General features: G+C 46.9%; 19 protein-coding genes. 13 read left to right on the top strand and 6 right to left on the bottom strand.

Annotated features, from left to right (window positions below; translation table 11 throughout):
• Positions 1 to 627 precede the first annotated feature (627 nt).
• Positions 628 to 1,740 carry a porin gene (locus CIK92_RS09725; RefSeq protein WP_094388950.1) on the bottom strand — a complete coding sequence of 371 codons (1,113 nt, stop codon included), beginning with the start codon at positions 1,738 to 1,740 and terminating at the stop codon, positions 628 to 630.
• Between the two features lie 15 nt (positions 1,741 to 1,755).
• The gene (gene rlmD / locus CIK92_RS09720; protein WP_094388949.1) at positions 1,756 to 3,213 is read right to left on the bottom strand and encodes a 23S rRNA (uracil(1939)-C(5))-methyltransferase RlmD; all 1,458 of its coding nucleotides are present in this window, start codon (positions 3,211 to 3,213) and stop codon (positions 1,756 to 1,758) included.
• A 199-nt stretch (positions 3,214 to 3,412) separates the two neighbouring features.
• Here rlmD and ppdK point away from each other — a divergent pair, with 199 nt between their 5' ends.
• The 4 genes from ppdK (at position 3,413) to CIK92_RS09700 (ending at position 9,329) form a co-directional block, all read left to right on the top strand.
• Positions 3,413 to 6,133, top strand: coding sequence for a pyruvate, phosphate dikinase (gene ppdK / locus CIK92_RS09715; RefSeq protein WP_094386901.1), 2,721 nt, complete (start codon positions 3,413 to 3,415; stop codon positions 6,131 to 6,133).
• Between the two features lie 86 nt (positions 6,134 to 6,219).
• The gene (locus CIK92_RS09710; protein WP_094421311.1) at positions 6,220 to 6,726 is read left to right on the top strand and encodes a hypothetical protein; all 507 of its coding nucleotides are present in this window, start codon (positions 6,220 to 6,222) and stop codon (positions 6,724 to 6,726) included.
• Between the two features lie 399 nt (positions 6,727 to 7,125).
• Positions 7,126 to 8,631 (top strand): replicative DNA helicase, encoded by a 1,506-nt coding sequence (gene dnaB / locus CIK92_RS09705; RefSeq protein WP_022311414.1) that lies wholly within the window; start codon positions 7,126 to 7,128, stop codon positions 8,629 to 8,631.
• 17 nt (positions 8,632 to 8,648) lie between these two features.
• The gene (locus tag CIK92_RS09700; RefSeq protein ID WP_144008161.1) at positions 8,649 to 9,329 is read left to right on the top strand and encodes a tetratricopeptide repeat protein; all 681 of its coding nucleotides are present in this window, start codon (positions 8,649 to 8,651) and stop codon (positions 9,327 to 9,329) included.
• 19 nt (positions 9,330 to 9,348) lie between these two features.
• Here the strand turns inward: CIK92_RS09700 and CIK92_RS09695 are convergent, their stop codons facing one another.
• From CIK92_RS09695 to CIK92_RS09685, 3 genes are read right to left on the bottom strand one after another with little or no spacing between them, the layout of a single operon-like run.
• A complete protein-coding gene (locus CIK92_RS09695; RefSeq protein WP_094386898.1) occupies positions 9,349 to 10,023 on the bottom strand; it encodes an RluA family pseudouridine synthase in 675 nt (224 codons plus the stop codon).
• Positions 10,023 to 10,781, bottom strand: coding sequence for a 3-oxoacyl-[acyl-carrier-protein] reductase (fabG, locus tag CIK92_RS09690; protein ID WP_022311417.1), 759 nt, complete (start codon positions 10,779 to 10,781; stop codon positions 10,023 to 10,025). Before fabG ends, CIK92_RS09695 begins: the two co-directional genes overlap by 1 nt.
• Before the next feature lie 42 nt (positions 10,782 to 10,823).
• Positions 10,824 to 11,429: a TetR/AcrR family transcriptional regulator gene (locus tag CIK92_RS09685; RefSeq protein WP_094386897.1), complete on the bottom strand. Its 606-nt coding sequence runs from the start codon at positions 11,427 to 11,429 to the stop codon at positions 10,824 to 10,826.
• 659 nt (positions 11,430 to 12,088) lie between these two features.
• Here CIK92_RS09685 and CIK92_RS09680 point away from each other — a divergent pair.
• The 7 genes from CIK92_RS09680 (at position 12,089) to CIK92_RS09650 (ending at position 19,287) form a co-directional block, all read left to right on the top strand.
• Complete coding sequence (locus CIK92_RS09680; protein ID WP_022311419.1) at positions 12,089 to 12,802, top strand: lipoate--protein ligase family protein; 714 nt, start codon at positions 12,089 to 12,091, stop codon at positions 12,800 to 12,802.
• 19 nt (positions 12,803 to 12,821) lie between these two features.
• Entirely contained in the window at positions 12,822 to 13,916 is a 1,095-nt protein-coding gene (gcvT, locus tag CIK92_RS09675; protein ID WP_094388947.1) for a glycine cleavage system aminomethyltransferase GcvT, read from the top strand.
• 53 nt (positions 13,917 to 13,969) lie between these two features.
• A complete protein-coding gene (gene gcvH, locus CIK92_RS09670) occupies positions 13,970 to 14,347 on the top strand; it encodes a glycine cleavage system protein GcvH (RefSeq protein ID WP_022311421.1) in 378 nt (125 codons plus the stop codon).
• A gap of 34 nt (positions 14,348 to 14,381) precedes the next feature.
• Complete coding sequence (gene gcvPA, locus CIK92_RS09665; RefSeq protein ID WP_094388946.1) at positions 14,382 to 15,704, top strand: aminomethyl-transferring glycine dehydrogenase subunit GcvPA; 1,323 nt, start codon at positions 14,382 to 14,384, stop codon at positions 15,702 to 15,704.
• Positions 15,694 to 17,151: an aminomethyl-transferring glycine dehydrogenase subunit GcvPB gene (gcvPB, locus tag CIK92_RS09660; RefSeq protein ID WP_094388945.1), complete on the top strand. Its 1,458-nt coding sequence runs from the start codon at positions 15,694 to 15,696 to the stop codon at positions 17,149 to 17,151. The genes gcvPA and gcvPB overlap by 11 nt, the downstream gene beginning before the upstream one ends.
• Positions 17,138 to 18,385 carry an NAD(P)/FAD-dependent oxidoreductase gene (locus CIK92_RS09655; RefSeq protein ID WP_022311424.1) on the top strand — a complete coding sequence of 416 codons (1,248 nt, stop codon included), beginning with the start codon at positions 17,138 to 17,140 and terminating at the stop codon, positions 18,383 to 18,385. Before gcvPB ends, CIK92_RS09655 begins: the two co-directional genes overlap by 14 nt.
• 299 nt (positions 18,386 to 18,684) lie before the next feature.
• Complete coding sequence (locus tag CIK92_RS09650; RefSeq protein ID WP_094388944.1) at positions 18,685 to 19,287, top strand: riboflavin synthase; 603 nt, start codon at positions 18,685 to 18,687, stop codon at positions 19,285 to 19,287.
• 12 nt (positions 19,288 to 19,299) lie between these two features.
• Here CIK92_RS09650 and CIK92_RS09645 read toward each other — a convergent pair whose 3' ends face one another.
• Complete coding sequence (locus CIK92_RS09645; protein ID WP_094386894.1) at positions 19,300 to 19,938, bottom strand: HAD family hydrolase; 639 nt, start codon at positions 19,936 to 19,938, stop codon at positions 19,300 to 19,302.
• Positions 19,939 to 20,145: 207 nt separating this feature from the next.
• Here CIK92_RS09645 and mltG point away from each other — a divergent pair, with 207 nt between their 5' ends.
• Both mltG and CIK92_RS09635 read left to right on the top strand, forming a co-directional pair.
• Positions 20,146 to 21,198, top strand: coding sequence for an endolytic transglycosylase MltG (mltG, locus tag CIK92_RS09640; RefSeq protein WP_094386893.1), 1,053 nt, complete (start codon positions 20,146 to 20,148; stop codon positions 21,196 to 21,198).
• A 119-nt stretch (positions 21,199 to 21,317) separates the two neighbouring features.
• Positions 21,318 to 24,122 (top strand): prolyl oligopeptidase family serine peptidase, encoded by a 2,805-nt coding sequence (locus CIK92_RS09635; RefSeq protein ID WP_094388943.1) that lies wholly within the window; start codon positions 21,318 to 21,320, stop codon positions 24,120 to 24,122.
• The last annotated feature ends 20 nt before the right edge of the window (positions 24,123 to 24,142 follow it).

The raw sequence follows: 24,142 nt of genomic DNA, 5'->3' as shown, positions 1-24,142 counted from the left end.
GGCGACAGCTATCACGCATAAGACTCTAAACAGAATTTTAGCTAACTTCTTGCGGCGCTGAGCAGCACTCAAGTTCTTTCTTTTATAGATCTCGGCTTCATCCAAATGCTCGTGATGATGGATATGATGTCTATTGTTATTCGTAGTCATGTATAAAGTTTTTATGTGTTATTGGTAGTTTTGTCTAAGTCTAAATGTATTAGATTACAAAAGTAGATAATATAATTGATTTAGCAAACAAATCAAAGGCAAAAGTGATTGTTTTGCTATTTTTTAACAATACTAATTCCCGCATTGAGGCCATAAGTGTAACCGTAACCCACAATTATCCAGAGGTCAAATACTAAATGACTTCAAACTACAAAACAGATATTTCAAGTTTGGAATTATCAGAATCATAGTTCGCATTAGCCATTTCATGCCTCGCAATTTGCCCCAGATAGCCAACCTGTCACATGTCGACAAGAAACGACTGGTATGGCATGGTGCCAGGCTAAATGAGCCAACCGGGCGTGAGCCTCGACACAAGGAACAACGAGAGGAAGAATAGGGTAGTGGTGAAAGAAAACAAACAGGAGGAAAACAAACGATGCTTTCCTCCTGGTCGGGATGGTAGGAATGATGGCTTTAGAAACGGAAAGCCAGTTCTACATCTACCATATTATAATTATGTTTGGTCAGACTGCGGTCATTGACAAACGCATATTCTCCACTCAACTTGAGATTGCGGCAGAACTCATAGTCCAGGCCCACCTCATAGAATGTCTTCTGCTTGGAGGCATCGCCTGAGGGCTGATACATATCATAACGGGCTTTGGCGTGCATCTTCTTCTTGATGATTGGGGCAATAACCAGAGCGTAGACACCTTGCGCCTTGTCACCGTTCTTGCTAAGCTCGAAGTCGGTAGCATTCTCTGGCTTCTGATAGCGTGTCTTGAAAGCCAAACCAGTACTGTGGGCATACTCAGAGCGGAATGTCCAGTCGTTGGTTACATATTCTGCAGACAGAGCATATCTGCGTTGGGGCAAACTCAAAATCTCTGTGACTTTACCGTGGTCAGTATCAACTGTGCGTTTGCGGGCATACGAGCCAGTCCAACCAAAAGCTCCGATTCTCATACCAGCAACAGGCATAACCCAAACTCCACCGATGATGTCTTTGCGCTGGTCTACATCTTTAACGTTGATACCCTGTCCATTGAATACACCTACCTGGTAATGAATCAGGTTGCGGCCGTTGGCATTGGGCAGGAAATCGCCCTGCAACTGGACACCGATATCGCGGCCGTTGCTGGCGTGGGCACCAGCACGGTCATTGAAACCTGCGATGGAGGAAGTAATCTGGCTGTAGCTCATGAACCCTTGGTCTACTGGGTGCATGGGATTCTCAAAAGAGAATGGACGCTTGAACTGTCCAGCCTTTATCTTGAAATAACCATATTTCTGCCACTCCGCAAAAAGGTCAACTACACGGGGAGAATTGCCAAGATCCGTGGTGTTGCCATTAAACTGAATTTGGGCTTTCCAATAAAAGTCATCAAGTATACGGCCATCGAGGCTGACACGTGCCAATCTCAAGTTGAAAGAGTTGGACTTGTCATTAACTTTGCTGCTACTTTGGTATTGTACGATGCCATAACCCGATAGCTTTACATTGTTAATCCAAGAAGCAGGTTTGTTCTGCGCATAGCTGGCAAAGGCGGTCATCAAAGCCATAGCCAGCATTATTGATTTCTTCATTTTATATTAAGTATTTTAGTTATTATTCTCAGAAGTGCGCTTGACCAGCAGAACAACATTCTCCACATGAGGCGTATGAGGAAACATGTCTACAGGCTGAACTTTGGCCACTTTGTATTCGGCATCCATCAACGCCAAGTCCCTTGCCTGCGTTGCGGGGTTGCAGCTTACATAGACAATGCGTTCGGGCGACGCGTTAAGGATCACATTTACCACATCAGGATGCATTCCTGCGCGTGGCGGGTCGGTGATAATCACATCTGGACGTCCATGCTCCTTAACGAAATCATCGGTAAGGATGTCCTTCATGTCACCGGCATAGAACAATGTATTGTCGATATTGTTGATTTTGCTATTGACCTTTGCATCGGCAATTGCCTCGGGAACATACTCGATGCCGACCACCTTGCGGGCACGTCTGGCTACGAAGTTGGCAATGGTTCCCGTTCCCGTGTACAAGTCGTAAACAAGCTCGTTACCAGACAATTGGGCAAAGTCGCGGGCTACACAGTAGAGGTGATAAGCCTGGTCGGTATTGGTCTGATAGAAACTCTTGGGGCCTACCTTGAACTTGAGGTCTTCCATGGCTTCATAAATGAAGTCCTTTCCCTTGAACAGCGTCAGTTCCAAATCGTTGAACGTATCGTTGCCCTTCTGGTTGTCTACATAGAATATGGATGTAAGTTGAGGGAACTTGTCTGCAATATGATTAAGCAGTAAGAGGGCTTTCTGCTCGTCGCCCTCCTCGTCGTAATGGAACTGCAGAATAAGCATCCATTCGCCGGTATTGGAGTTGCGGAAAACCATGTCGCGCAGCAATCCTACCTGATTACGTATATCATAATAGGTATAACCATGGGCAAGCGTGAAATCGCGTATCTCATTGCGTATCTGATTGTGCAAGTCATCCATCAGATGACACTTGGAGATGGGATAAATCTTATCAAAAGCGCCAGTAATATGAAATCCAATTGCCGGTTCGCTCAAGTTGCTTGGGCCATCTTCGGTCCTTGGAGGCAATGCAGCTACCTCCTCTTTGGTGTACCAACGCTTGTTAGCGCAGCCAAATTCAAGTTTATTGCGATATTCGCATGTTTTTTCTGAACCCAGAATGGTCATAAACTCGGGCAATTCAACTTTCCCGATACGCGAGAGTTGGTCATAGACCTGCTGTTGTTTGGCTTTTAGCTGCTCCGAATACAAAAGATTCTGCCACTTACAACCTCCGCAAATGCCGAAATGGTCGCACATGGGCTGAGTGCGCAATGCACTGTATTCAATAAATCTGACAGCCTCGGCTTCGCAATATTTGTGTTTCTTCTTTTTTACCTGCAAATCAACAATGTCACCAGGTACTACAAAGGGTACGAATACGGCCATCTCATTGACATGGGCAACACACTTGCCTTCGGCTGCCACAGCTTCGATGGTCACGTTTTCCAATATGGGTAAGGGTTTACGCTTACGGGTCATAATTCTTTTTAAGGGCAAAGTTACAAATAAATTAGGTATTTGTAAATAATTTTTGTAGAAAATATGCTGCCCAAACCCAAAAACACAAAATGTAAACTCCACATGTCAATTTTTCAATAATTTACTTGGAGATATTCTAAAAATGAAGTAACTTTGCAATAATAGAAAAACTAAATAATTTTTGAATAAATTTGATAATATGAGTGAGAAAAGAGTCTATACTTTTGGCAATGGTAAAGCCGAAGGTAATGCAAAAATGAGAGAGGAACTCGGCGGCAAGGGTGCTAACCTTGCCGAGATGAACCTTATCGGAGTTCCAGTTCCTCCCGGTTTCACAATTACCACTGGTTGCTGTAATGAATATTACGAGGTGGGCCAGGAGAAAATCAAGGAAATTCTGAACGATGAAGTAACAGCTGCTGTCAAGCACATTGAAGAGCTGATGAACTCCAAATTTGGTGACGTCCAGAATCCTTTGTTGGTAAGTGTACGTTCTGGCGCTCGCGCATCTATGCCTGGTATGATGGACACCATCCTCAACCTGGGTCTTAATGACGAGGTAGCAGAAGGTTTGGTTCGCAAGACCAACAACCCTCATTTCGTATATGACTCATATCGTCGCTTCGTACAGATGTATGGTGACGTAGTTCTCGAGATGAAGCCCGTAAACAAGGAAGACATCGACCCATTCGAGGAAATTATTGAAAGCGTAAAGGCTGAACGTGGTATCAAGCTCGACAAGGACTTGTCTGTAGAGGAACTGAAGAAACTGGTTGAACTGTTCAAGACCGCTATCAAGGAACGTACTGGCAAAGATTTCCCCGATGATCCTATCGAGCAGCTTTGGGGTGCCATCTGCGCAGTATTCCGCAGCTGGATGAACGAGCGTGCTATCCTGTACCGCAAGATGGAAGGAATTCCAGACGAGTGGGGTACCGCTGTTAGCGTTATGGCCATGGTATTCGGTAATATGGGTGAAACCAGTGCTACTGGCGTTTGCTTCAGCCGCGATGCCGGAAACGGTGAGAATCTCTTCAATGGTGAGTATCTCGTAAACGCACAGGGCGAGGACGTTGTTGCAGGAATCCGTACTCCTCAGCAGATTACCAAGATTGGCTCTCAGCGCTGGGCTGAGCGTGCAGGTATCAGCGAAGAGGAGCGCGTCAGCAAATATCCTTCTATGGAAGAGGCTATGCCTGAGATTTACAACCAGCTGAATGAACTCCAGGATATGCTTGAGCACCACTATCGCGATATGCAGGATATGGAGTTCACTGTTCAGGAGGGCAAGCTGTGGTTCCTTCAGACCCGTAACGGCAAGCGTACCGGTACCGCAATGGTTAAGATTGCCATCGACCTGCTGCACGAGGGTATGATTGACGAGAAGACAGCCATCATGCGCTGCGAGCCTCAGAAGCTGGACGAACTGCTTCACCCTGTATTCGACAAACTTGAGCTTCAGAAGGCTAAGGTTATCACCCAGGGTCTGCCCGCTTCTCCCGGTGCCGCATGTGGCCAGATTGTATTCCATGCTGACGATGCACAGAAGTGGCACGCCGACGGCCATCGCGTAATTATGGTTCGTATCGAGACAAGCCCAGAAGACTTGGCTGGTATGGCATCTGCCGAGGGTATTCTTACCGCTCGTGGAGGTATGACCTCCCATGCTGCCGTAGTTGCCCGTGGTATGGGTAAGTGCTGTGTATCTGGTGCAGGTAGCATCAATGTAGATTATAAGACAAGAACTGTAGAAATCGACGGAGTCGTTTACAAGGAGGGTGATTATATCTCTCTCAATGGTTCAACCGGTCAGGTTTATGCAGGCGAAGTTCCCACCAAGGCTGCTGAGCTCAGCGGAGACTTCAAGGAGCTGATGGACCTCTGCGACAAGTATACCAAGTTGCAGGTTCGCACCAACGCAGACACTCCTCATGACGCAGCCGTAGCCCGCACATTCGGTGCCAAGGGTATCGGTCTTACACGTACTGAGCACATGTTCTTCGAAGACAAGAAGATTGTTGCAATGCGTGAAATGATTTTGGCTGACAGTGCCGAGGGACGCAAGAACGCTCTTGACAAGCTGTTGCCTTATCAGAAAGCAGACTTCAAGGGTATCCTTGAGGCTATGGATGGTTGCCCCGTCAACATCCGTCTGCTTGACCCACCTCTCCACGAGTTCGTTCCCCACGATCGTGCTGGCCAGGAAGTTATGGCAAAACAAATGGGCGTGGATGTTTCTGCTATCAAGCGTCGCGTTGAGAGCCTCGCAGAAAACAATCCTATGCTTGGTCACCGTGGTTGCCGTCTGGGAATCACATTCCCAGAGATTACTGCCATGCAGACTCGTGCCATCCTCTCTGCCGCTTGCGAACTGAAAAAGGAAGGCAAGAATCCTATGCCAGAGATTATGGTACCTCTTATCGGTACACTCAACGAGTTTAAGCAGCAGAAGGGTGTTATCCTCAAAGCCGCTGCCGAAGTATTCGAGGAGTATGGCGAGAAGATTGACTTTGAAATCGGTACAATGATTGAGATACCTCGTGCCGCCCTAATAGCAGACCGCATTGCTGAGGAGGCTGAGTATTTCAGCTTCGGTACCAACGACCTTACTCAGATGACCTTCGGTTACAGCCGCGATGACATCGCCAGCTTCTTGCCCGTATATCTTGAGAAGAAGATTCTGAAGGTCGATCCTTTCCAGGTTCTCGACCAGGCTGGTGTTGGTCAGTTGGTTAAGATGGCTGTAGAAAAGGGTCGTGCCGTACGTCCAAACCTGCTTACCGGTATCTGCGGTGAGCACGGAGGCGAACCCAGTTCAGTTAAGTTCTGTGCCAAGATTGGCCTCAACTACGCCAGCTGTTCACCTTTCCGCGTGCCAATAGCCCGTCTTGCTGCCGCGCAGGCTGCTGTTGAGGAATAATTCATTATTCTTAATTATAAAAGAGGTGGAGATAATATTCTCCACCTCTTTATATTTAATACATTATTATATATATACATATAAGAGTGAAGATAATCAAGATTCTTTTATCCTTTATCTTTTGCGTTCTGCCATTGACAGAAGCATTAGGAGAAGGTTTCGTCACTATAGATTTTGGAACTTCTAAAAAGGAAGCAACTGAACACTTTATTACAATGTGGGGCCAACCCGACATTGTTAACGATGAAGCCATCGTCTTTCTGAATAAAGACTATCGTGGCTTCAGGTTCAACAAGATTATTATCGGTTTTGAAAACAAGAGCGATGACCATCATTTCAATCAGGCTCGCTTCTTCATTGCCCGCCACGCAAGACACCATGCTGTTGTACAGCGCGACTCTATAGCCAGAGTAATGGCCCATAAGTATGGTTACGGCATCAGCACCGATTACGAGGAAAATGGAAACAAATTCTATAAAGGCGGCGCATCTCCAGAGAGTATCGGCTTTCTGTTTACTATTTATACGCAGCGTAGAGAAGGTCGCTGGATGACCGAACTTCGCTTCGGTGCCTTTCATAAAATAAAGAAATAAATCATAAATCTCATGTTAAAAAACGCACAGGCAACAGCTGAAAGCGTAAAATTTGTGAATAATGTCACCACAATGGCCACATTATGGTTAAAAGATGTTATAACAGAACAAAATTTGCGCAAAAATACTTGCATAAATATATGATAATTATTAAATTTGCAGTGTGTTTTTCATGGTATTAGATTATTAAGGTTTAGAAGGATTGGTTGTCGTGAGACAATCAATCTTTTTTTTGCCCATAACATTCGGGAGATTTTCCATATGCGTTACAAGAACAACCAGAGTAAGGATATCGGTCGGGAGGATAGATGGCGATAGCGTTAAATCTATCTAAAAAGAAACATCTTGTTATGTCAGCTCAAATTCTTTTCGTACATTTGCAATCCCAAATTTTTGATTATGGCAGATAATAATAATTCTACTCGCCGCAAAGCGTCTTCGACAACAATTGATACCTCGTATGGTCACTTGCAGCCCCAAGCCCTGGATGTGGAAAGGTTGGTATTGGGCGCCTTGATGATAGACAAAGATGCATTTTCAGTAGTTTCTGAGTTTTTAAAACCTCAGACGTTTTATGAACCACGCAACCAAAAAATATATCAAGCTATCCAAACGCTTAATGTGGATGAGCATCCTGTTGATATCTCTACAGTTATAGAAGAATTAAAACGCGAAGGCACTCTTGATGACATCGGAGGTCCCTCGTATGTACTCCAGTTAAGCCATGACGTGGCTTCGTCTGCTCATATTGAATACCATGCACATATCCTGGCGCAAAAGTTCTTGGCACGCCAACTTATTTCTTATGCAGGCAACATTGAGACCAAAGCCTTTGACGAGTCCATTGATGTCAACGAACTGATGCAGGAGGCAGAGGGAAGCCTGTTTGAGTTGTCGCAGAATAACATGAAGAAGGACTATGTACAGGTTGATCCGGTTATCAATAAGGCTATCGAAATGCTTCAGAAGGCCGCCGAAACCACAGGAGGTCTTACTGGAGTACCAACAGGCTATACCAAACTTGATGAGAAGACCAGTGGCTGGCAGAAATCAGACCTTGTCATCATAGCCGGACGTCCTGCAATGGGTAAAACTTCTTTCGCTCTGTCACTTGCCAAAAACATTGCTGTAGACTATAAATTCCCCATTGCTTTCTTCTCACTTGAAATGAGCAATGTCCAGCTTGTCAACCGCCTTATTTCCAACGTTTGCTCCATTTCGGGCAGCAAAATGCTTAACGGTCAATTGTCCCATGACGAGTGGGAGCGTCTTGACAAGGACATACGAAAACTCCAGGGTTCACCTATCTATATCGATGACACACCCGGATTGTCTATCTTTGAATTAAGAACCAAAGCTCGGCGATTGGTACGCGAAAAAGGGGTGAAGATTATAATGATTGACTACCTACAGTTGATGAACGCAAATGGTATGCGTTTCGGTAGCCGTCAAGAGGAGGTTGCCAAAATATCGCAGTCACTCAAGGGTCTGGCTAAAGAATTGGACATTCCCATTTTGGCTCTCTCTCAGCTCAACCGTACTGTAGAAGGTCGTGAAGGAGTCGAGGGAAAGCGTCCACAACTTAGCGACTTGCGTGAATCGGGAGCCATTGAGCAGGATGCGGATATGGTAATGTTTGTACATCGTCCTGAATATTATCATATCTTCCAGGATGACAAGGGACGCGACCTGCATGGAATGGCGCAGATTATCATTGCCAAACACCGTAAAGGAGCAACTGGTGATGTGCTTCTTACCTTCAAGGGCGAGTTTACACGCTTTCAAAACCCAGAAAACGAGAATGGTCCTGAACCTCAAGGTCCCAACGGGGAAATTATCGGCAGTCGCATGAATGACCCGTTGAGTGATGACACTTCGTTTCCACCGCCAGACATGCCATTCTAAGATATAAAACTTTAATTATGAAAGTATCAAAACTATTGTTGACGGCTGCCCTTTGTATAATCTGCGACATGGGTTATGCACAAAAGACCAATCCGCTGCGAGACAGTTTGAAGATTGCCGTCAACGAACTTGCATTCCATCCCGATTCGATAGACTTGCTGCTCAAGAAAGCTGCCTGGAATATCGAGTTGGGTGAGTGGAATTATGCCAAAGATGCTTATGATAAGGTGTTGGCGCTCCAACCCACCAATATCGCAGGCCTGTACTACCGGGCATATGTCAACGAGCAGTTGAGACGTTACAACTTTGCCCGTATGGACTATGAAAACCTACTTCTACTTGTACCCGGAAACTTTGAAGCGCAACTCGGCTTAGCCCTTCTCAATCAAAAGGACAAAAGATACACGCTGGCCCTTGACCAAATTAATCGCCTTGTTAGCCAATATCCCGACAGTGCACTTGCGTATGCTGCCCGAGGCGGTATGGAAATTGAGCGAGGAATGTATGATTTAGCATTAGACGATTACACGATGGCATTGAAGAAATCTCCGGGCAACACTGATTACCGTCTGAATCGTATAGATTTGTATATCCGCTTGGGTAAATTAGATGCTGCCAAAGCCGATCTTGATTGGATGGTAGTCCACGGTGTACCACGTGCAGCTCTGTTGGAACAGTACAAACGGCTAAAGCGTTAGCCTATAACGACATTCTTGATCAAATGCTTTCGGCCAATGCCTTCCACAAAGCATCAGATGGGGTAGGGGCTTCCACCTGTATTGTATCTTTAGATACCGGATGAACAAACTCAATACGCTTGGCCATGAGGGAAATGCTGCCATCAGGGTTAGATCGCGGAAAACCATATTTCAGGTCGCCCTTGATAGGGCAGCCCATATGGCTCAGCTGACATCTTATCTGGTGATGCCTTCCAGTCATAAGATGCACTTCAAGCAAGGTGTATCTGTCTGTTCTTGCCAGCACGGAATACCGCAAACAGGCATTCTTAGAGTTCTTTACTTCGTGATCATAGGCGTAGCTTTTATTTTGTTTCTCGTTACGCACTATCCAATTATTCAGTTCGGCTTCACTCTGTATTGGTGTGTTTTTCACTATTGCCCAATAGGTTTTGTGTACGTCTCCCTTGCGGAACATTTCATTGAGACGTGCAAGAGCCTTAGATGTTTTAGCAAAGACAACTAACCCACTTACAGGTCTATCTAAGCGATGCACCACACCGAGGAATACGTTCCCCGGTTTGTGGTACTTCACCTTAATATATTCTTTCACCGTCTCCGAGAGAGGGCGATCGCCGGTTTTATCTCCCTGAACGATCTCGCCACTCTGCTTGTTGACGATAATGATATGATTGTCTTCGTATACTACTTCCATTACATATTCATGCCGCCGTCAACCTGTATTACCTGGCCACTTACGTATGATGACATGTCTGAAGCGAGGAACAGACATACATTAGCAATGTCGTTGGTCTGTCCGCCACGACGCAGAGGAATCTTCTTCATCCAGTCTTTGCGGATATCCTCAGAAAGCTGAGCTGTCATAGGTGTCTCAATGAAACCTGGTGCTACTGCATTTGCACGAACGCCCTTAGGTCCAAGTTCCTGTGCAATTGACTTTGCCAATCCAATCATACCCGCCTTTGAGGCAGAGTAGTTACACTGGCCAGCATTACCATGAACTCCAACTACAGAAGACATGTTGATGATTGAACCACCACGCTGACGCAACATAATGGGGGCACAAGCATGGATGAAGTTGAATGCAGACTTAAGGTTTACATTGAGTACTGCATCCCACTGAGCTTCCGACATACGGAGCATCAGTCCATCCTTAGTGATACCAGCATTGTTGACCAATACGTCGATGCTGCCGAAATCAGCATGAATCTGCTTTACTACTTTTTCTGTCTCCTCGAAATCAGCGGCATTGCCAGCATATGCACGACATGTTACGCCCAGAGCTTCGATTTCCTTACGTGTTGCTTCGAGTCCAGCGGCCATATCGTCGTTGAGCACGAGGTCGGTAAATGCGATGTTTGCGCCTTCTGTGGCAAATTTCATTGCGACAGCTTTTCCGATGCCGCGTGCTGCTCCTGTGATAAGAGCAGTTTTACCTGTTAATAATCCCATGTTAATCTAATATTAAAGTAAATTTTATAATGTTCCTATAATCTATCGCTTATCCATGAATTCACGACTTTTACCCAAGGCTCCATATACCACCTTTGCCACCTGCGGCTTGCTTGTTTCCACGTTGAGACCGTGGCCTAATCGTCCGTATATGAAAGGCACTTCGAGTCCTTTGATACAATAGTGCGTGATGTCTGCGACCAGATCCACGTTGTCTATATCAAACTCTCCGTCAGCCTTACCATCAGAATAAACCTTACGGAAGAGCTCAATCTCGTATTCGTCAAAATTCTTTCTAACTTTTTCGACCATCCATATATTACGGAAGAATTCTGCACGCAGATTTCCATTGCGTACAACCGTTTCGCGTATCATGCTGAGATGTGTATATATAAGTTCGATGATTTTTTCCTGTGGGGGAATCTTCTTGTTTGCCACTTCATCAAGTTTTTCAGACAAACGCTCCAATTCAGACTCAATGACAGCAGAAAAGATTTCCTCTTTACGATTAAAGTATGTATAGAGGGTTCGGCGACCTTTGCCTGAAGCGACTGCAATGTCGTTCATAGTGGTGTTAGCTATACCTTTCTTGGCAAACAGCTGACGAGCTACGTCAACCAGCATCTGTCTTGTCTTGGATATGGACATAATCTATAACAATCTAAAGGCGTACAAAATTGCACATGCCAATTTTATTGTGCAAAAGTAGGGACTTTTAGGGAATAATACAAACAATTCGCTCCCAATTTTTAGAGAAGTATTAAAAAACTTTAATTCCACGACAGCTATAGTCACAATACTAAGTTAGGAAATAAACTCGAGATAGGCCACATTGATTAATCGAAAAATTACAGAGGCATTGATAACATGGAATGACAAATTGCCATCAAGTGAAACTAACACGGCTAAAAGTTTAACCACTAAAAAAGACTACACATTCATATTTACTACGCCCGAAGCAACAAAAATCAGAACTGAAGCGAAACAAACAGAATGTATTAAATGAGAGCACTGTTATTTTCTGCCATTCCGCAGTATTCGAGAAAAGAATAGGACATGCAGTCATAATATTTATTTAACATAATGGCGATTATATTATTTTTCTATCTATTCACATTTTGGTTTATATTTGGTATTTGTGACAAATTTATGAAGATAAAGTGAAGTGCGTGCTTTAATTTATTTTTTTCATGACTTTCCTTTTTCTTTTCAGCATTTTATTTTTTCTTTTCAGCATTTTATTACTATATTTGCAACTGATTAAACAAGATATAGAATATAGACAACAAGATATAGAAATATAGACAATGACTTATATCGAAACAGGCGATGAACAGACCCACCGGCTGAGTTTCTATCTCGCCATGGAAGAATATATAGCACGCCATTTGTTACATCAAGACGATTGCTTCTTCATGTGGCAAGTGGAGCCCTCCGTAATATTCGGACGCAATCAGGTTCCTCAGAACGAGGTAAATATAGAATACTGTATCGAGCATGGCATACAAACTTACCGCCGCAAGAGCGGAGGTGGATGTGTCTATGCTGACCAAAGCAACGTGATGCTCTCCTATATAACTCCTGACGCCAATGTGACCGATACGTTCAGCAGATATATGCGAATGGTAGCCGACACTCTGCAGGAAATAGGTATCGACGCTCATCCCAACGACCACAACGACATCATGATTGGCGACCGCAAGGTGTCGGGCAATGCCATCTACCGGCTGCCAGGCAGCATCATCGCCCATGGCACTCTGCTCTACGATACAGATATGGAGCATATGATGCACGCCATTACCCCCTCACGGCAGAAGCTCGACCGTCATGGCGTAGAGAGTGTACGTCAACGCATCTGCCTGCTTAAAGACTATACTCCACTGCCCTTTGCAGATATACGCGCAAAGATACGCCAGCACCTCTGTCAAACGACCTATACGCTGACAGAGCATGACCGCGAAAAGGTGAGAGAGATAGAACTCGAATACCTTGACCCGCAGTTTATCGGAATCGCAGACTAATAACATTAACAGACAAGATATGGAAAACAAGAAAACGTGTCTCTATGACAAACATGTAGCGCTGGGCGCACTCATCTCTCCCTTCGGCGGTTTTGACATGCCGATACAGTACAGCTCCATCATCGATGAGCATCAGGCAGTAAGACAACACTGCGGTGTATTCGATGTGTCACACATGGGCGAAGTACGCGTAAGCGGTCCAGACGCCGAAAAATATGTAAACCACATATTCACCAACGACATCAAGGACGCCCCACAGGGCAAAATATACTATGGCATGATGTGCTACCCCAACGGTGGCACCGTAGATGATTTGCTCGTCTACAAGATGGGACATCAAGACTATTTCATCGTCATCAATGCTGCCAACATTGACAAAGATGTGGAATGGATGAAAGGCCACGCCGAGGGATTTGCCATCACACTCGACCACTGCTCTGACCGTTATGGCCAGCTGGCCGTGCAAGGTCCTGAATCGCCACAGGTGATGCTCGACATTCTGGGCCTCGACTGCAATGACCTCGTTTTCTACACCGTCAAGACCATTACTCTGGCTGATGGAGAAGAGATTATCGTATCACGTACCGGATATACCGGCGAAGATGGATTTGAGATCTACGGAAGCCACGACTATATACGTCAGGCATGGGACAAACTGATTGAAAGTGGCCAGTGCAAACCTTGCGGACTGGGTTGTCGCGACACACTCCGCTTCGAGGTTGGACTGCCACTCTACGGTGACGAGCTCAGTCAGGACATCTCTCCCGTCATGGCCGGCCTTTCCATGTTCTGCAAACTCGACAAAGAAGAATTCATTGGTCGCGAAGCCCTGGCACAACAGAAAGCCGAAGGAGTAAGTAAGCGTCTTCGCGGAATAGAACTCGAGGGACACGCCGTGCCCCGACATGGCTACAAGGTGCTCAAAGATGGTGTGGAAGTAGGCGAAGTGACTACAGGCTACCGACTGATTTCCGTTGATAAGAGTTGCGCCGTAGCTCTTGTCGACAGCAGCATCCAGATGGGTGACACCGTAGAAGTTCAAATACGCAAGAAAACCTTCCCCGGTAAGGTTGTCAAGAAGAAGTTCTACGAGAAGCACTACCACAAGGCATAACCACCCCACCCCAACAACACAAAAATCAATAATCACTATTAAAGAAAAAAACTATGGCAACAGTAATGGAAGGACTCTATTATGCAGAGTCACACGAGTATGTAAAAGTAGAAGGCGAATTCGGCTACGTAGGCATCACAGACTATGCTCAGCACGAATTGGGCAACGTAGTATATGTAGATATGCCCGAAGTTGACGACGAAGTGACTGCCGGCGAAGAATTTGGTGCTGTAGAAAGCGTCAAAGCTGCTTCTGATTTGCTCTCCCCCGTCAGCGGAACTGTGGTAGAAGTTAACGAAGAGCTCGAAGACCAACCCGAGAAAATCAACGAAGATGCCTTCGGCAACTGGATTATAAAAGTAAAGCTCAGCGACCCATCGGAGCTCGACAATCTTATGGACGCCAAGGCCTACGCCGAAATGACCAAATAAAAGGTTTAATCACACTGACACAACCATTCAAGTTATGGCATACAAATATTTTCCACAGACAGAGGAAGACATCCGCGAAATGCTGGCCAAGATAGGCGCGGGCTCGCTGGATGACCTCTATGCGGAAGTGCCCGACGAAATACGCTATAAAGGCGAATACCGACTGCCCGACGCAATGAGCGAGGTGGAAGTACGCCAGTTTATAGGCAAGTTGGCACAGAACAACAAGCAGCTTGTATGCTTTGCCGGAGCCGGAATCTATGACCACTACACCCCGTCAGCCATTCCTTCACTGATAGCACGCTCCGAGTTTCTTACAAGCTACACCCCCTACCAGGCCGAGATTTCACAAGGTACCCTCCACTACATCTTCGAATACCAATCGATGATGAGCGAACTCACCGGAATGGAAATCTCCAACGCATCAATGTATGACGGCACCACTGCTACAGCGGAAGCTGTACTCATGGCTAACGCCTCGAGCAAGAAATCGAACCGTGTGCTCGTATCTGAGACACTCGACCCCAAAACTCGCAGTGTAGTGGACACCTATGCCCATTACCACGGAGTGGAACTCGTTACGATTCCCGCTCAAGACGGAGTGACCTCACGCCAAGCCCTTGCTTCGCTCGTTGACGAAGCTCCCGTGGCAGGCGTAGTAGTACAGCAGCCCAACCGATATGGCATCATCGAAGACTTTACAGGTATGGCTGACCTCTGTCACGACCATAAAGCCCTCTTCATCATCAACAGTATTGCAACCGACCTGGCCCTCCTCAAGACCCCAGGAGAATGGGGCGCTGACATTGCTGTAGGCGACGGACAGTCACTCGGTATTCCAATGACCTACGGAGGCCCCTCGGTAGGCTACATGTGCTGTACAGAGAAGATGATGCGCAAGATGCCGGGACGCATCGTTGGCAAGACCACCGACCACGACGGACGACGCGCCTTCGTACTCACATTGCAGGCTCGCGAGCAACACATACGCCGTCAGAAAGCCACCAGCAACATTTGCAGCAACGAGTCACTCATGGCTCTCTTTGTGACCATTTACATGAGCTTGATGGGCAAGGAAGGTCTGAAAGAAGCTGCCCAACTCTCCTATGACGCAGCCCACTATCTCTACGACAATCTGCTCAAGAGCGATAGCTTCTCCCCCACTTTCGACCAGCCTTTCTTCAATGAGTTCTGCATCGATTACAAGGGAGATGTAGACCAACTCCTGAACAGACTCGAAGCAAATGGCATTTTGGGAGGTATCAAAATCGGTGACCATACCATCATGATGGCCGTAACGGAGAAACGCACCAAAGAAGAAGTTGACCTTTTAATTAGTTTGTGTCATGAACAGTAGATTATACGGAAACCTCATATTTGAGCTGTCACGCCCCGGCACCCGAGGCTACAGCCTGCCCCGCAACCACTTCGGCCATCATGCACTCCCTGACAGCCAGCGCCGTCAGCACGATGCAGAATTGCCCGAGTGTGACGAACTGACCGTTGTAAGACACTACACAAATCTTAGCGGCAACAACTTTGGCGTCAACAATGGTTTCTATCCTCTCGGCAGTTGTACGATGAAGTACAATCCATGCATCAATGAGGAAATAGCCAACCTCCCACAGTTTGCCAACCTCCATCCCGCCCAGTCTACAGATAGCTGCCAGGGAGCCCTCGAGGTAGAATACAACCTACAGCAGTCGCTTGCCGAACTTACCGGATTGGCTGACTTCACTCTGAATCCCTTTGCCGGTGCTCACGGAGAGCTCACCGGACTGATGATTATCAGCAACTATCACCAGCAACGTGGTGATACCAAGCGCAAGAAGGTAATCGTGCCCGACTCAGCCCATGGTACTAACCCTGCATCAGCAGCTGTATGCGGACTGGAGATTGTGGAAGTCAAGAGTACAGCCGAAGGCGTGGTTGACGTGGAAGACCTCAAGCCACTATTGGGAGATGACATTGCTGCAATGATGATGACCAATCCCAACACACTTGGTCTTTTTGAAACAAAGATACCTGAGATTGCGAAACTGGTACACGACTGCGGTGCACTGATGTACTATGATGGAGCCAACCTCAATCCCATGCTCGGTGCATGCCGCCCTGGAGATATGGGATTTGACGTTATGCACATCAATCTCCACAAGACATTCTCTACGCCCCATGGAGGCGGTGGTCCGGGAAGCGGCCCCGTTGGTGTGCGCAGCGGACTGGAGCCATACCTTCCCTCGCCCCACGTGGTTAAGCATGGCGACAAGTTCACTGTTACAAACGATAGCCACAACCATGTAGGAGCATGGCTTGGAAACTTCGGAGTGATTCTGCGCGCCTATACCTATATACTTACTTTGGGTCACGAGAATGTCAAGATGGTTGGTCCTTTGGCCACCCTCAATGCCAACTACATCAAGGAAAGTCTCAAAGACGTCTACGAGCTACCCATTGAGGGACTCTGCAAGCACGAATTCGTATTCGACGGACTCAAGGACAAATCTACCGATGTTACCACGATGGATGTGGCCAAGCGTCTGCTTGATTATGGCTACCACGCTCCCACTATCTACTTCCCACTCCTCTTCCATCAGGCTATGATGATTGAGCCCACAGAGAATGAGAGCAAACAGACTATCGACAGCTTCATCCACGTGATGCGACAGATTGCACAGGAAGCCAAGGAAAACCCAGATGTGGTGAAGACAGCTCCCCACAATGCGCCAATCTCTCGTGTTGACGACGTTCTGGCTGCCAAGCATCCTATACTCACCTATAAACAATTGGTCAATGACAAAGACTGATCTGATTATCATTGGAAGCGGCCCCGGAGGTTACCGGGCCGCCCAATATGCAGCACAGCACGGACTGGAAGTCATCATCTTTGAAGACCGTCAGGCCGGAGGAACGTGCCTTAACGAGGGATGTATACCCACCAAATGCCTGGTTCACGACTCCCTCAAAGGCACCCCATTTGAGCAGGCCATGCTACGAAAGGAGGAAGTTAGCGCACAGCTGCGTCAGGGAGTGGAGATACTCATGTCGCAGCCCCATGTCACAATGGTCAAGGCCCATGCCCGTATCACCGCCCCCGGCACTGTAGAGGCAGGAACAGAGACCTATAGCGCCGACAACATCATCATCGCTACTGGCAGCAGCGCCAAGATGCCACCCATCAGCGACATCGACAGACCAGAAGTGATGACATCTACCCAACTGCTACAACTAAAGTCGCTCCCCAAGCGCCTTGCCGTAGTAGGAGCAGGCGTGATAGGCATGGAGTTTGCCGCCATCTTTCATCGTATGGGTGTAGAGGTGGAAGTCTATGAATTCCTCAAGGAATGTCTGCCTATGATAGACAAGGACCTCGCTAAGCGCCTCCGCAAGAAGATGGAAAAAGACGGTATCAAATTCAACATGGGTTATAGTGTAGAGAGCATTGCATCTCTTCAAGCCGACGCCGTGTTAGTGGCAACTGGTCGCAAACCCAATCTTGATGAAGACGAATTGCAGGCATTGGGCATAGAGTATGACCGCAGAGGTATCGTCACCGACAACAATATGCAGACATCGGTAACAGGTATCTATGCCATCGGCGACGTCAACGGTAAGGCTTTGCTCGCCCACGCTGCCACATTCCAGGGGTTCCGTGCAGTTAACCACATACTTCAACGGGCAGACTCTATCCGTCTTGACATCATGCCATCCGCGGTATTTACAGACCCGGAAGTCGCTACCGTCGGACTTACTGATGATGCCTGCAAGAAGGAGGGTATTACATGCAAAGTGCACAAAGGGTTCTATCGCTCCAACGGTAAGGCTCTGGCAGATGAAGCAACCGAAGGTCTGGCCAAAATTGTAACAGATGACGAGGGCCGCATAATAGGTTGCCACATTCTGGGTGCCCATGCAGCCGATATGGTACAGGAGATAGCCGCCCTCATGAACCAGGATGTCACGCTTGCACAACTTGCTGATATTGTGCACATCCACCCCACTTTGGGCGAAATCATCCAGGACATCGCTATCAACAGTTGATTTAATCTGACACGAAAAAAGTCAGACAATAGTTTTGTAAAATGAGCGATATGTTGTAATTTTGCATGCACAAAACAGGGGTTGCACCGATTCGATCGGGATAGTCATCACATTTAAAACAATTACCGAGAAAGCTCCTCTTGTCAATGGCGGGCCATATAAACTCCCTCATGGGAACTAAGTCGAAAGACCGGTGGATTACAAAGGCGGAGGGCACTCAAATCTTATTTACTCGGACTTATCATCACATCATCGTGCAACCCCTTCTTTATTTTTTTACCCAATAATACGATTACAGCATGTTTAGTGGAATAGTAGAAGAGATGGCCACAGCCACAGCCATCGTCAGAGAACAAGAGAATATACATATCACCCTGAGATGCTCGTTCACCGCTGAGCTCAAGATAGACCAAAGCATAGCCCACAACGGCGTCTGCCTTACAGTAGTGGCTATCGATGGTGATTGCTATACGGTCACCGCGATGAAAGAGACACTCGATCGTTCTAATTTAGGTATGCTTACCGTTGGCAGCCACGTTAACATAGAACGCTCGATGCTCATGAACGGACGCCTCGATGGGCATATCGTACAAGGACACGTGGACCAAACCGCACAATGCACTGCCGTGACCGATGCCGACGGCAGTACCTATTACGATTTTACCTACCATTACGACAGGGCTATGGCCCATCGTGGCTACTTTACTGTGGACAAAGGCTCAGTAACAGTCAATGGCGTATCACTTACTGTATGTCAGCCCACGGACAACAGTTTCCGCGTTGCCATCATCCCCTACACACGCGAGCATACCAATATTGGTGAAATCACAGTAGGCTCTACGGTCAATATAGAGTTTGATATTCTCGGAAAATACATCGCAAGATTGCAATCTCTCCAATAGATTGCAATCTTTTTATAATAGAATTTCTTCTGGCGTCTCTACCAAGCGTTGGGCACCATGCTCGATGAGGAAATCGCGAGAACGGAATCCCCACAGCACACTGATGCAAGGCATATTACAGTTGCGAGCGGTCTCAATATCCACATCACTGTCGCCAATATACACTGCACCATCCCTACTTGCCCCAAGTTGTCTTAGGGCCTCCTCTACCGTATCAGGAGCAGGTTTCTTACGAATATTCTCGCGTTCACCAATCGCCACCGCTACATATTCGCCAAAAAAATGACGGCATAGCTCTTGTGTGGCGGCATAAAACTTATTGCTCACCACAGCAATGTTCTTTCCACGTTTCTTGAGTTCTTTCAGCATAGGCATCACTCCCTCGTAGGGCGCCGTGGTGTCGAGATTGTGCTTGAGATAATGCTGACGAAAACAGGCATAGGCATCGTCAAAGAGCGGATTATCCGTCCCTTCGGGTATAGCCCGCTCCATAAGTTTCTTCACTCCGTTACCTACAAATCTTCTTACATCATCTTCGCTGTGTTCGGGCATGCCATAAGTACGAAGAGCATAATTGGTACTCGCTGCCAAGTCATGCAATGTATCGAGCAGCGTACCATCAAGGTCAAAAATATATGTCTGATATTCCATTGTATATCCTCCAAACATCGGCAAAGGTAACAATTATTCCCCACTCATCTATCCTGAGCAACTATAAAAAATGCTAATTATTGGCCTTATCCTTATCTTTATGGCAAACCACGGGAAACAGCTACTCTCACGGGCAAAAAATAAATCATTTTATTTTGTTCTCCAATGGCTTTTCGCTAACTTTGCATGAAACTAATTAGTATAAAGATGAAACCACTTACAAAAAGCAATAAGAAGTATATCGTCATGGCATTGACCTGCCTTGCGGTCATGTCGGGATTTGCATATTACTACTTCTTCTCGGCCTTCTCCGTTTCTTCCACAACAGAATATCTGTACATAGACCAGGACGATAACATCGACTCGGTATTCACCAAACTTACCCCGATAGCCTCGCGTCACGGTATGCAAGGATTGAGCACGCTTGTAAGACACAGCGATTACCCAGAAATCATTAAGACCGGACGCTACGAGATAACCACATCAATAGGGGCATTCCAGCTTTTTAGAAGACTCAAAGCAGGCATGCAATCTCCCGTGCACCTCACAGTCCCCTCGGTACGTACGGTGGAAGATTTGGCAGAAGAGCTCACAACCAAGCTCATGCTTGACAGTGCCACACTCCATGCGGCCCTTGTCAACCCAGATACCTGTAAGACTTACGGCTACACACCTGAGACTATCACATGTATGTTTGTACCAAATACATATGAGGTCTACTGGAACATATCTCTCTCCAAACTCCTCAAGCGCATGAAGAAGGAGAGTGATTCATTCTGGAATGAAGACCGTATGGCTAAGGCGCAGCGTCTGAAACTAACACCCATAGAGGTTATCACCCTTGCAAGTATAGTAGACGAAGAGACTGCCAACAATGCCGAGAAGCCCATGGTGGCTGGTATGTATTACAATCGCCTGATGATGCGCGATGGAGAATACCCAAATGGCATGCCGCTGCAGGCCGACCCTACTATCAAATTCGCGCTCAAGCAGTTTGCGTTGAAACGCATTTACCACAATATGCTACAAACGCAAAGTCCATACAACACATACGTCAACACAGGTCTGCCTCCAGGCCCCATCCGCATTCCTACCGTGGCAGGCATAGACGCAGTACTCAATATGGTACACCATAATTATATATATATGTGCGCGAAGGAAGACTTCAGTGGTACTCATAATTTTGCCAGCAACTATAAGGACCATCAGGCCAATGCTGCCAAGTATAGCAAAGCCCTCAATGCAAGAGGCATAAAGTAGAATTCACCTATTTATTAACAATCAATGTGGCCATCCCCTATCCGCATGTTGCATCAGTCTTTATGATTACTTCGTCCGATGGGAATGGCTACTAATACTCTAACTTCATTTAATACCCAATGAAACAGAAATCACTGTTGTTCTTAATCTTGATGGCTCTCGCCATCCAGTATGGTTGGGCTCAGAAGAAGCCCCTTACCCACGATGTGTATGATGCTTGGCAGAGCGTAAAATCTGCTTTTCTTTCCTCAAAAGGCAATGTAAGCCTATGGGAAGTTAATCCACAACAAGGCGACGGCACACTCTACATCCGCGACAACCGCAACGGTCGCCTCATCACACTCCCCAGAGGCTACAGAGCAAGAATCACCTCAAACGAGAAATATGTAGTGGCGCAGATTAAGCCATTGTTCTCGCAGACACGTGATGCTAAAATCAAGAAGAAGAAAGCAGCCGATATGCCCAAGGATTCTGTGGCTATCATAGACATCAATGATGGAAACATTAAGAAAATCGCCAACGTCAGCGGATATAGCATGGGACGAGTAGAGCAGCCTGTAGTTGCCATTGCTCTGACCTATAAGACTCCAGAGCCATCTATGATAGCCGAAAAGGAGAAAGCTAAAAAGAAGAAAAAGAACAAAAAGACAAAGGATGAGGCTCCCAAGGCCAAGGTGGACAAGGATGCTGCCAATGACATGTTGCTCTACACCTTTGCCACAGGCGACACCGTGCGTATGCGCTGTGTAGCTGGTTACGAAATCAATGCCCAAGGTTCACAGATGGCATACGTTGCCCGCGACAAGAAGAACCATAATATCATGAAACTCGCCAATCTGTCGAACCTGGATATTCGGAGCGTCTCGGCAGAAGCCACATTCATGTCATCGCCAAAATTCAACTGGACAGGCGACAGACTTATGTTTATGGCAGCCACAGATACCATACCCTCTGGTAGCCGCCACTGTTCACTCTATGAATACCGTCTTCAGGGAGGACTCCGTACGGTTGTAAGCAGTGATGATTCATCAAAACTCATTGATGGTTGGGGAATTACCGACAAGTCAAATCCATACTACACCCGTAACGGCAATCGCATTATGGTTGGCATTATGCCCTATGTAGCTCCAGACGACAAAACCAAGTATGACTTCGAGACCGCCGAGCCCAGCATTTGGCGCTATGATGCCGACCTGATTCCACCGATGTTCAAATTAGGAGAACTGAAGAACGGCACCTCGCAGGTAACATGCACCATTGACAACGAAGGCAACTTCATCCGTCTTGGGCAGTCTTACTACGACCGACTGCTATTCCCCGACCTCAGTGTTACAAATACGGCCCTTTCCGTGGACAATACAGGACGCATACTCGAGCAGCAATGGGATATTCAGACCAAGAAGCGCATCTCTGTCATAGATACCTATACAGGTAAGCGCACCCAGATTGCCGACTGCAAAACTGCGGGCGAAACCATTTCACCTGATGGCAAACACGCCGCATGGTTTGACTTGGAAAAGCATCACTGGATGCTTGCCAACACCTCTACCCATAAGATTGCCAACATTACAGAATCACTCAAGGTGCCATTCTACAACGAAGACACAGACACCCCCAGCGAAGCGGCTCCCTACGCCGGCGTTGTATGGACTTCCGACAATCGTGGTATGATTCTCACCGACCGTTTCGACCTATGGTATATCCCTCTCGACGGCAACAAACCACTTAACCTCACTCAGGGCAACGGACGCAAGGATAGCATACAATACCGTTTCCGCAACCTTCAGCCTTCTACAGACAAAGTTGGCTTCGACGCCTGCCAGCCTATATATCTTTCGGTATACAACTACCGCACCAAGGAGAACGGCTTCGCAAAGACAGATTTGAATGCCAACCTGCAGCAACTCGAATATGGAAAGTATACTTATACCAGCCTGTGCAAGGCCGATTCTGCCAACACGTTCATGGTATGCAAGGGTAACTTTGAAGTTCCTATGAATCTTTGGCTCGTCAACGACAAGTGGACTCAGTTGAGCAACATCAATCCCCAGCAGGCAGACTATGCTTGGGGTAAGCCCGAGCTCTTCCAGTGGAAGGCATTTGACGGCACCCCACTCGACGGTGTGCTCTATAAGCCAGACAACTTTGATCCCAACAAGAAATATCCGGTCATTGTCTATTTCTATGAGCGCAATAGCGAGTCACTCTACCGTTACTTCAGTCCTGCGCCCAGCCGCAGCATCGTTAACATCCCTTACTTTGTAAGCAACGGATACATTGTTTTCGTTCCCGATGTGGTTTATAAGGTAGGTCATCCTGGCAAATCTGCTTACAATTGTATTGTGGCCGGCGCCAAAGCTCTTGCAGCCAATAAGTGGGTGGACAGTTCCCACATGGCCATCCAGGGTCAAAGTTGGGGTGGCTATCAGGTAGCTTATCTCATAGCCCACACTGATATGTTTGCTGCAGGTGGAGCCGGTGCTCCCGTTTGCAATATGACAAGTGCTTATGGAGGCATCAGATGGGGCACAGGAATAAGCCGCCAATTCCAGTATGAGCAGACACAGAGCCGTATTGGCAAAGACCTCTGGAGCGGCTTCGACCTCTACATAGAGAACTCTCCCATCTTCGATTACCCCAAGGTAAAGACCCCTGTGCTCATCATGCACAACAATGCTGATGGTGCCGTCCCCTATTATCAGGGTATTGAGATGTTTATGGCACTCCGCCGTTTGGGCAAACCCGCCTGGTTGCTTGAATATAACCGAGAGGCCCATAATCTCTCCAATCGTAAGAATGCCAAAGACCTGAGCAAACGTCTGTCTGATTTCTTCAACCACTATCTCAAGGGAGCTCCTCTCCCTGACTGGATGAAGCCCGACACGCCTTATATCATCAACGGCCAGGCCAAGAGGCTCTATTAACAGCGACAAAGATTTTGCTA

The organism is Prevotella sp. P4-67, from assembly GCF_002251325.1.
Lineage (GTDB): Bacteria > Bacteroidota > Bacteroidia > Bacteroidales > Bacteroidaceae > Prevotella.
Note: the sequence above shows the minus strand (reverse complement) of the source record. Positions and strands in the feature narration are given on the sequence as shown.

What these genes read in the sequence shown, in the direction of transcription:
- CIK92_RS09725 (WP_094388950.1), bottom strand. Translation starts at nt 1,740, where the DNA reads ATGAAGAAATCAATAATGCTGGCTATGGCTTTGATGACCGCCTTTGCC.
- rlmD (WP_094388949.1), bottom strand. Translation starts at nt 3,213, where the DNA reads ATGACCCGTAAGCGTAAACCCTTACCCATATTGGAAAACGTGACCATC.
- ppdK (WP_094386901.1), top strand. Translation starts at nt 3,413, where the DNA reads ATGAGTGAGAAAAGAGTCTATACTTTTGGCAATGGTAAAGCCGAAGGT.
- dnaB (WP_022311414.1), top strand. Translation starts at nt 7,126, where the DNA reads ATGGCAGATAATAATAATTCTACTCGCCGCAAAGCGTCTTCGACAACA.
- CIK92_RS09700 (WP_144008161.1), top strand. Translation starts at nt 8,649, where the DNA reads ATGAAAGTATCAAAACTATTGTTGACGGCTGCCCTTTGTATAATCTGC.
- CIK92_RS09695 (WP_094386898.1), bottom strand. Translation starts at nt 10,023, where the DNA reads ATGGAAGTAGTATACGAAGACAATCATATCATTATCGTCAACAAGCAG.
- fabG (WP_022311417.1), bottom strand. Translation starts at nt 10,781, where the DNA reads ATGGGATTATTAACAGGTAAAACTGCTCTTATCACAGGAGCAGCACGC.
- CIK92_RS09685 (WP_094386897.1), bottom strand. Translation starts at nt 11,429, where the DNA reads ATGTCCATATCCAAGACAAGACAGATGCTGGTTGACGTAGCTCGTCAG.
- CIK92_RS09680 (WP_022311419.1), top strand. Translation starts at nt 12,089, where the DNA reads ATGACTTATATCGAAACAGGCGATGAACAGACCCACCGGCTGAGTTTC.
- gcvT (WP_094388947.1), top strand. Translation starts at nt 12,822, where the DNA reads ATGGAAAACAAGAAAACGTGTCTCTATGACAAACATGTAGCGCTGGGC.
- gcvH (WP_022311421.1), top strand. Translation starts at nt 13,970, where the DNA reads ATGGCAACAGTAATGGAAGGACTCTATTATGCAGAGTCACACGAGTAT.
- gcvPA (WP_094388946.1), top strand. Translation starts at nt 14,382, where the DNA reads ATGGCATACAAATATTTTCCACAGACAGAGGAAGACATCCGCGAAATG.
- gcvPB (WP_094388945.1), top strand. Translation starts at nt 15,694, where the DNA reads ATGAACAGTAGATTATACGGAAACCTCATATTTGAGCTGTCACGCCCC.
- CIK92_RS09655 (WP_022311424.1), top strand. Translation starts at nt 17,138, where the DNA reads ATGACAAAGACTGATCTGATTATCATTGGAAGCGGCCCCGGAGGTTAC.
- CIK92_RS09650 (WP_094388944.1), top strand. Translation starts at nt 18,685, where the DNA reads ATGTTTAGTGGAATAGTAGAAGAGATGGCCACAGCCACAGCCATCGTC.
- CIK92_RS09645 (WP_094386894.1), bottom strand. Translation starts at nt 19,938, where the DNA reads ATGGAATATCAGACATATATTTTTGACCTTGATGGTACGCTGCTCGAT.
- mltG (WP_094386893.1), top strand. Translation starts at nt 20,146, where the DNA reads ATGAAACCACTTACAAAAAGCAATAAGAAGTATATCGTCATGGCATTG.
- CIK92_RS09635 (WP_094388943.1), top strand. Translation starts at nt 21,318, where the DNA reads ATGAAACAGAAATCACTGTTGTTCTTAATCTTGATGGCTCTCGCCATC.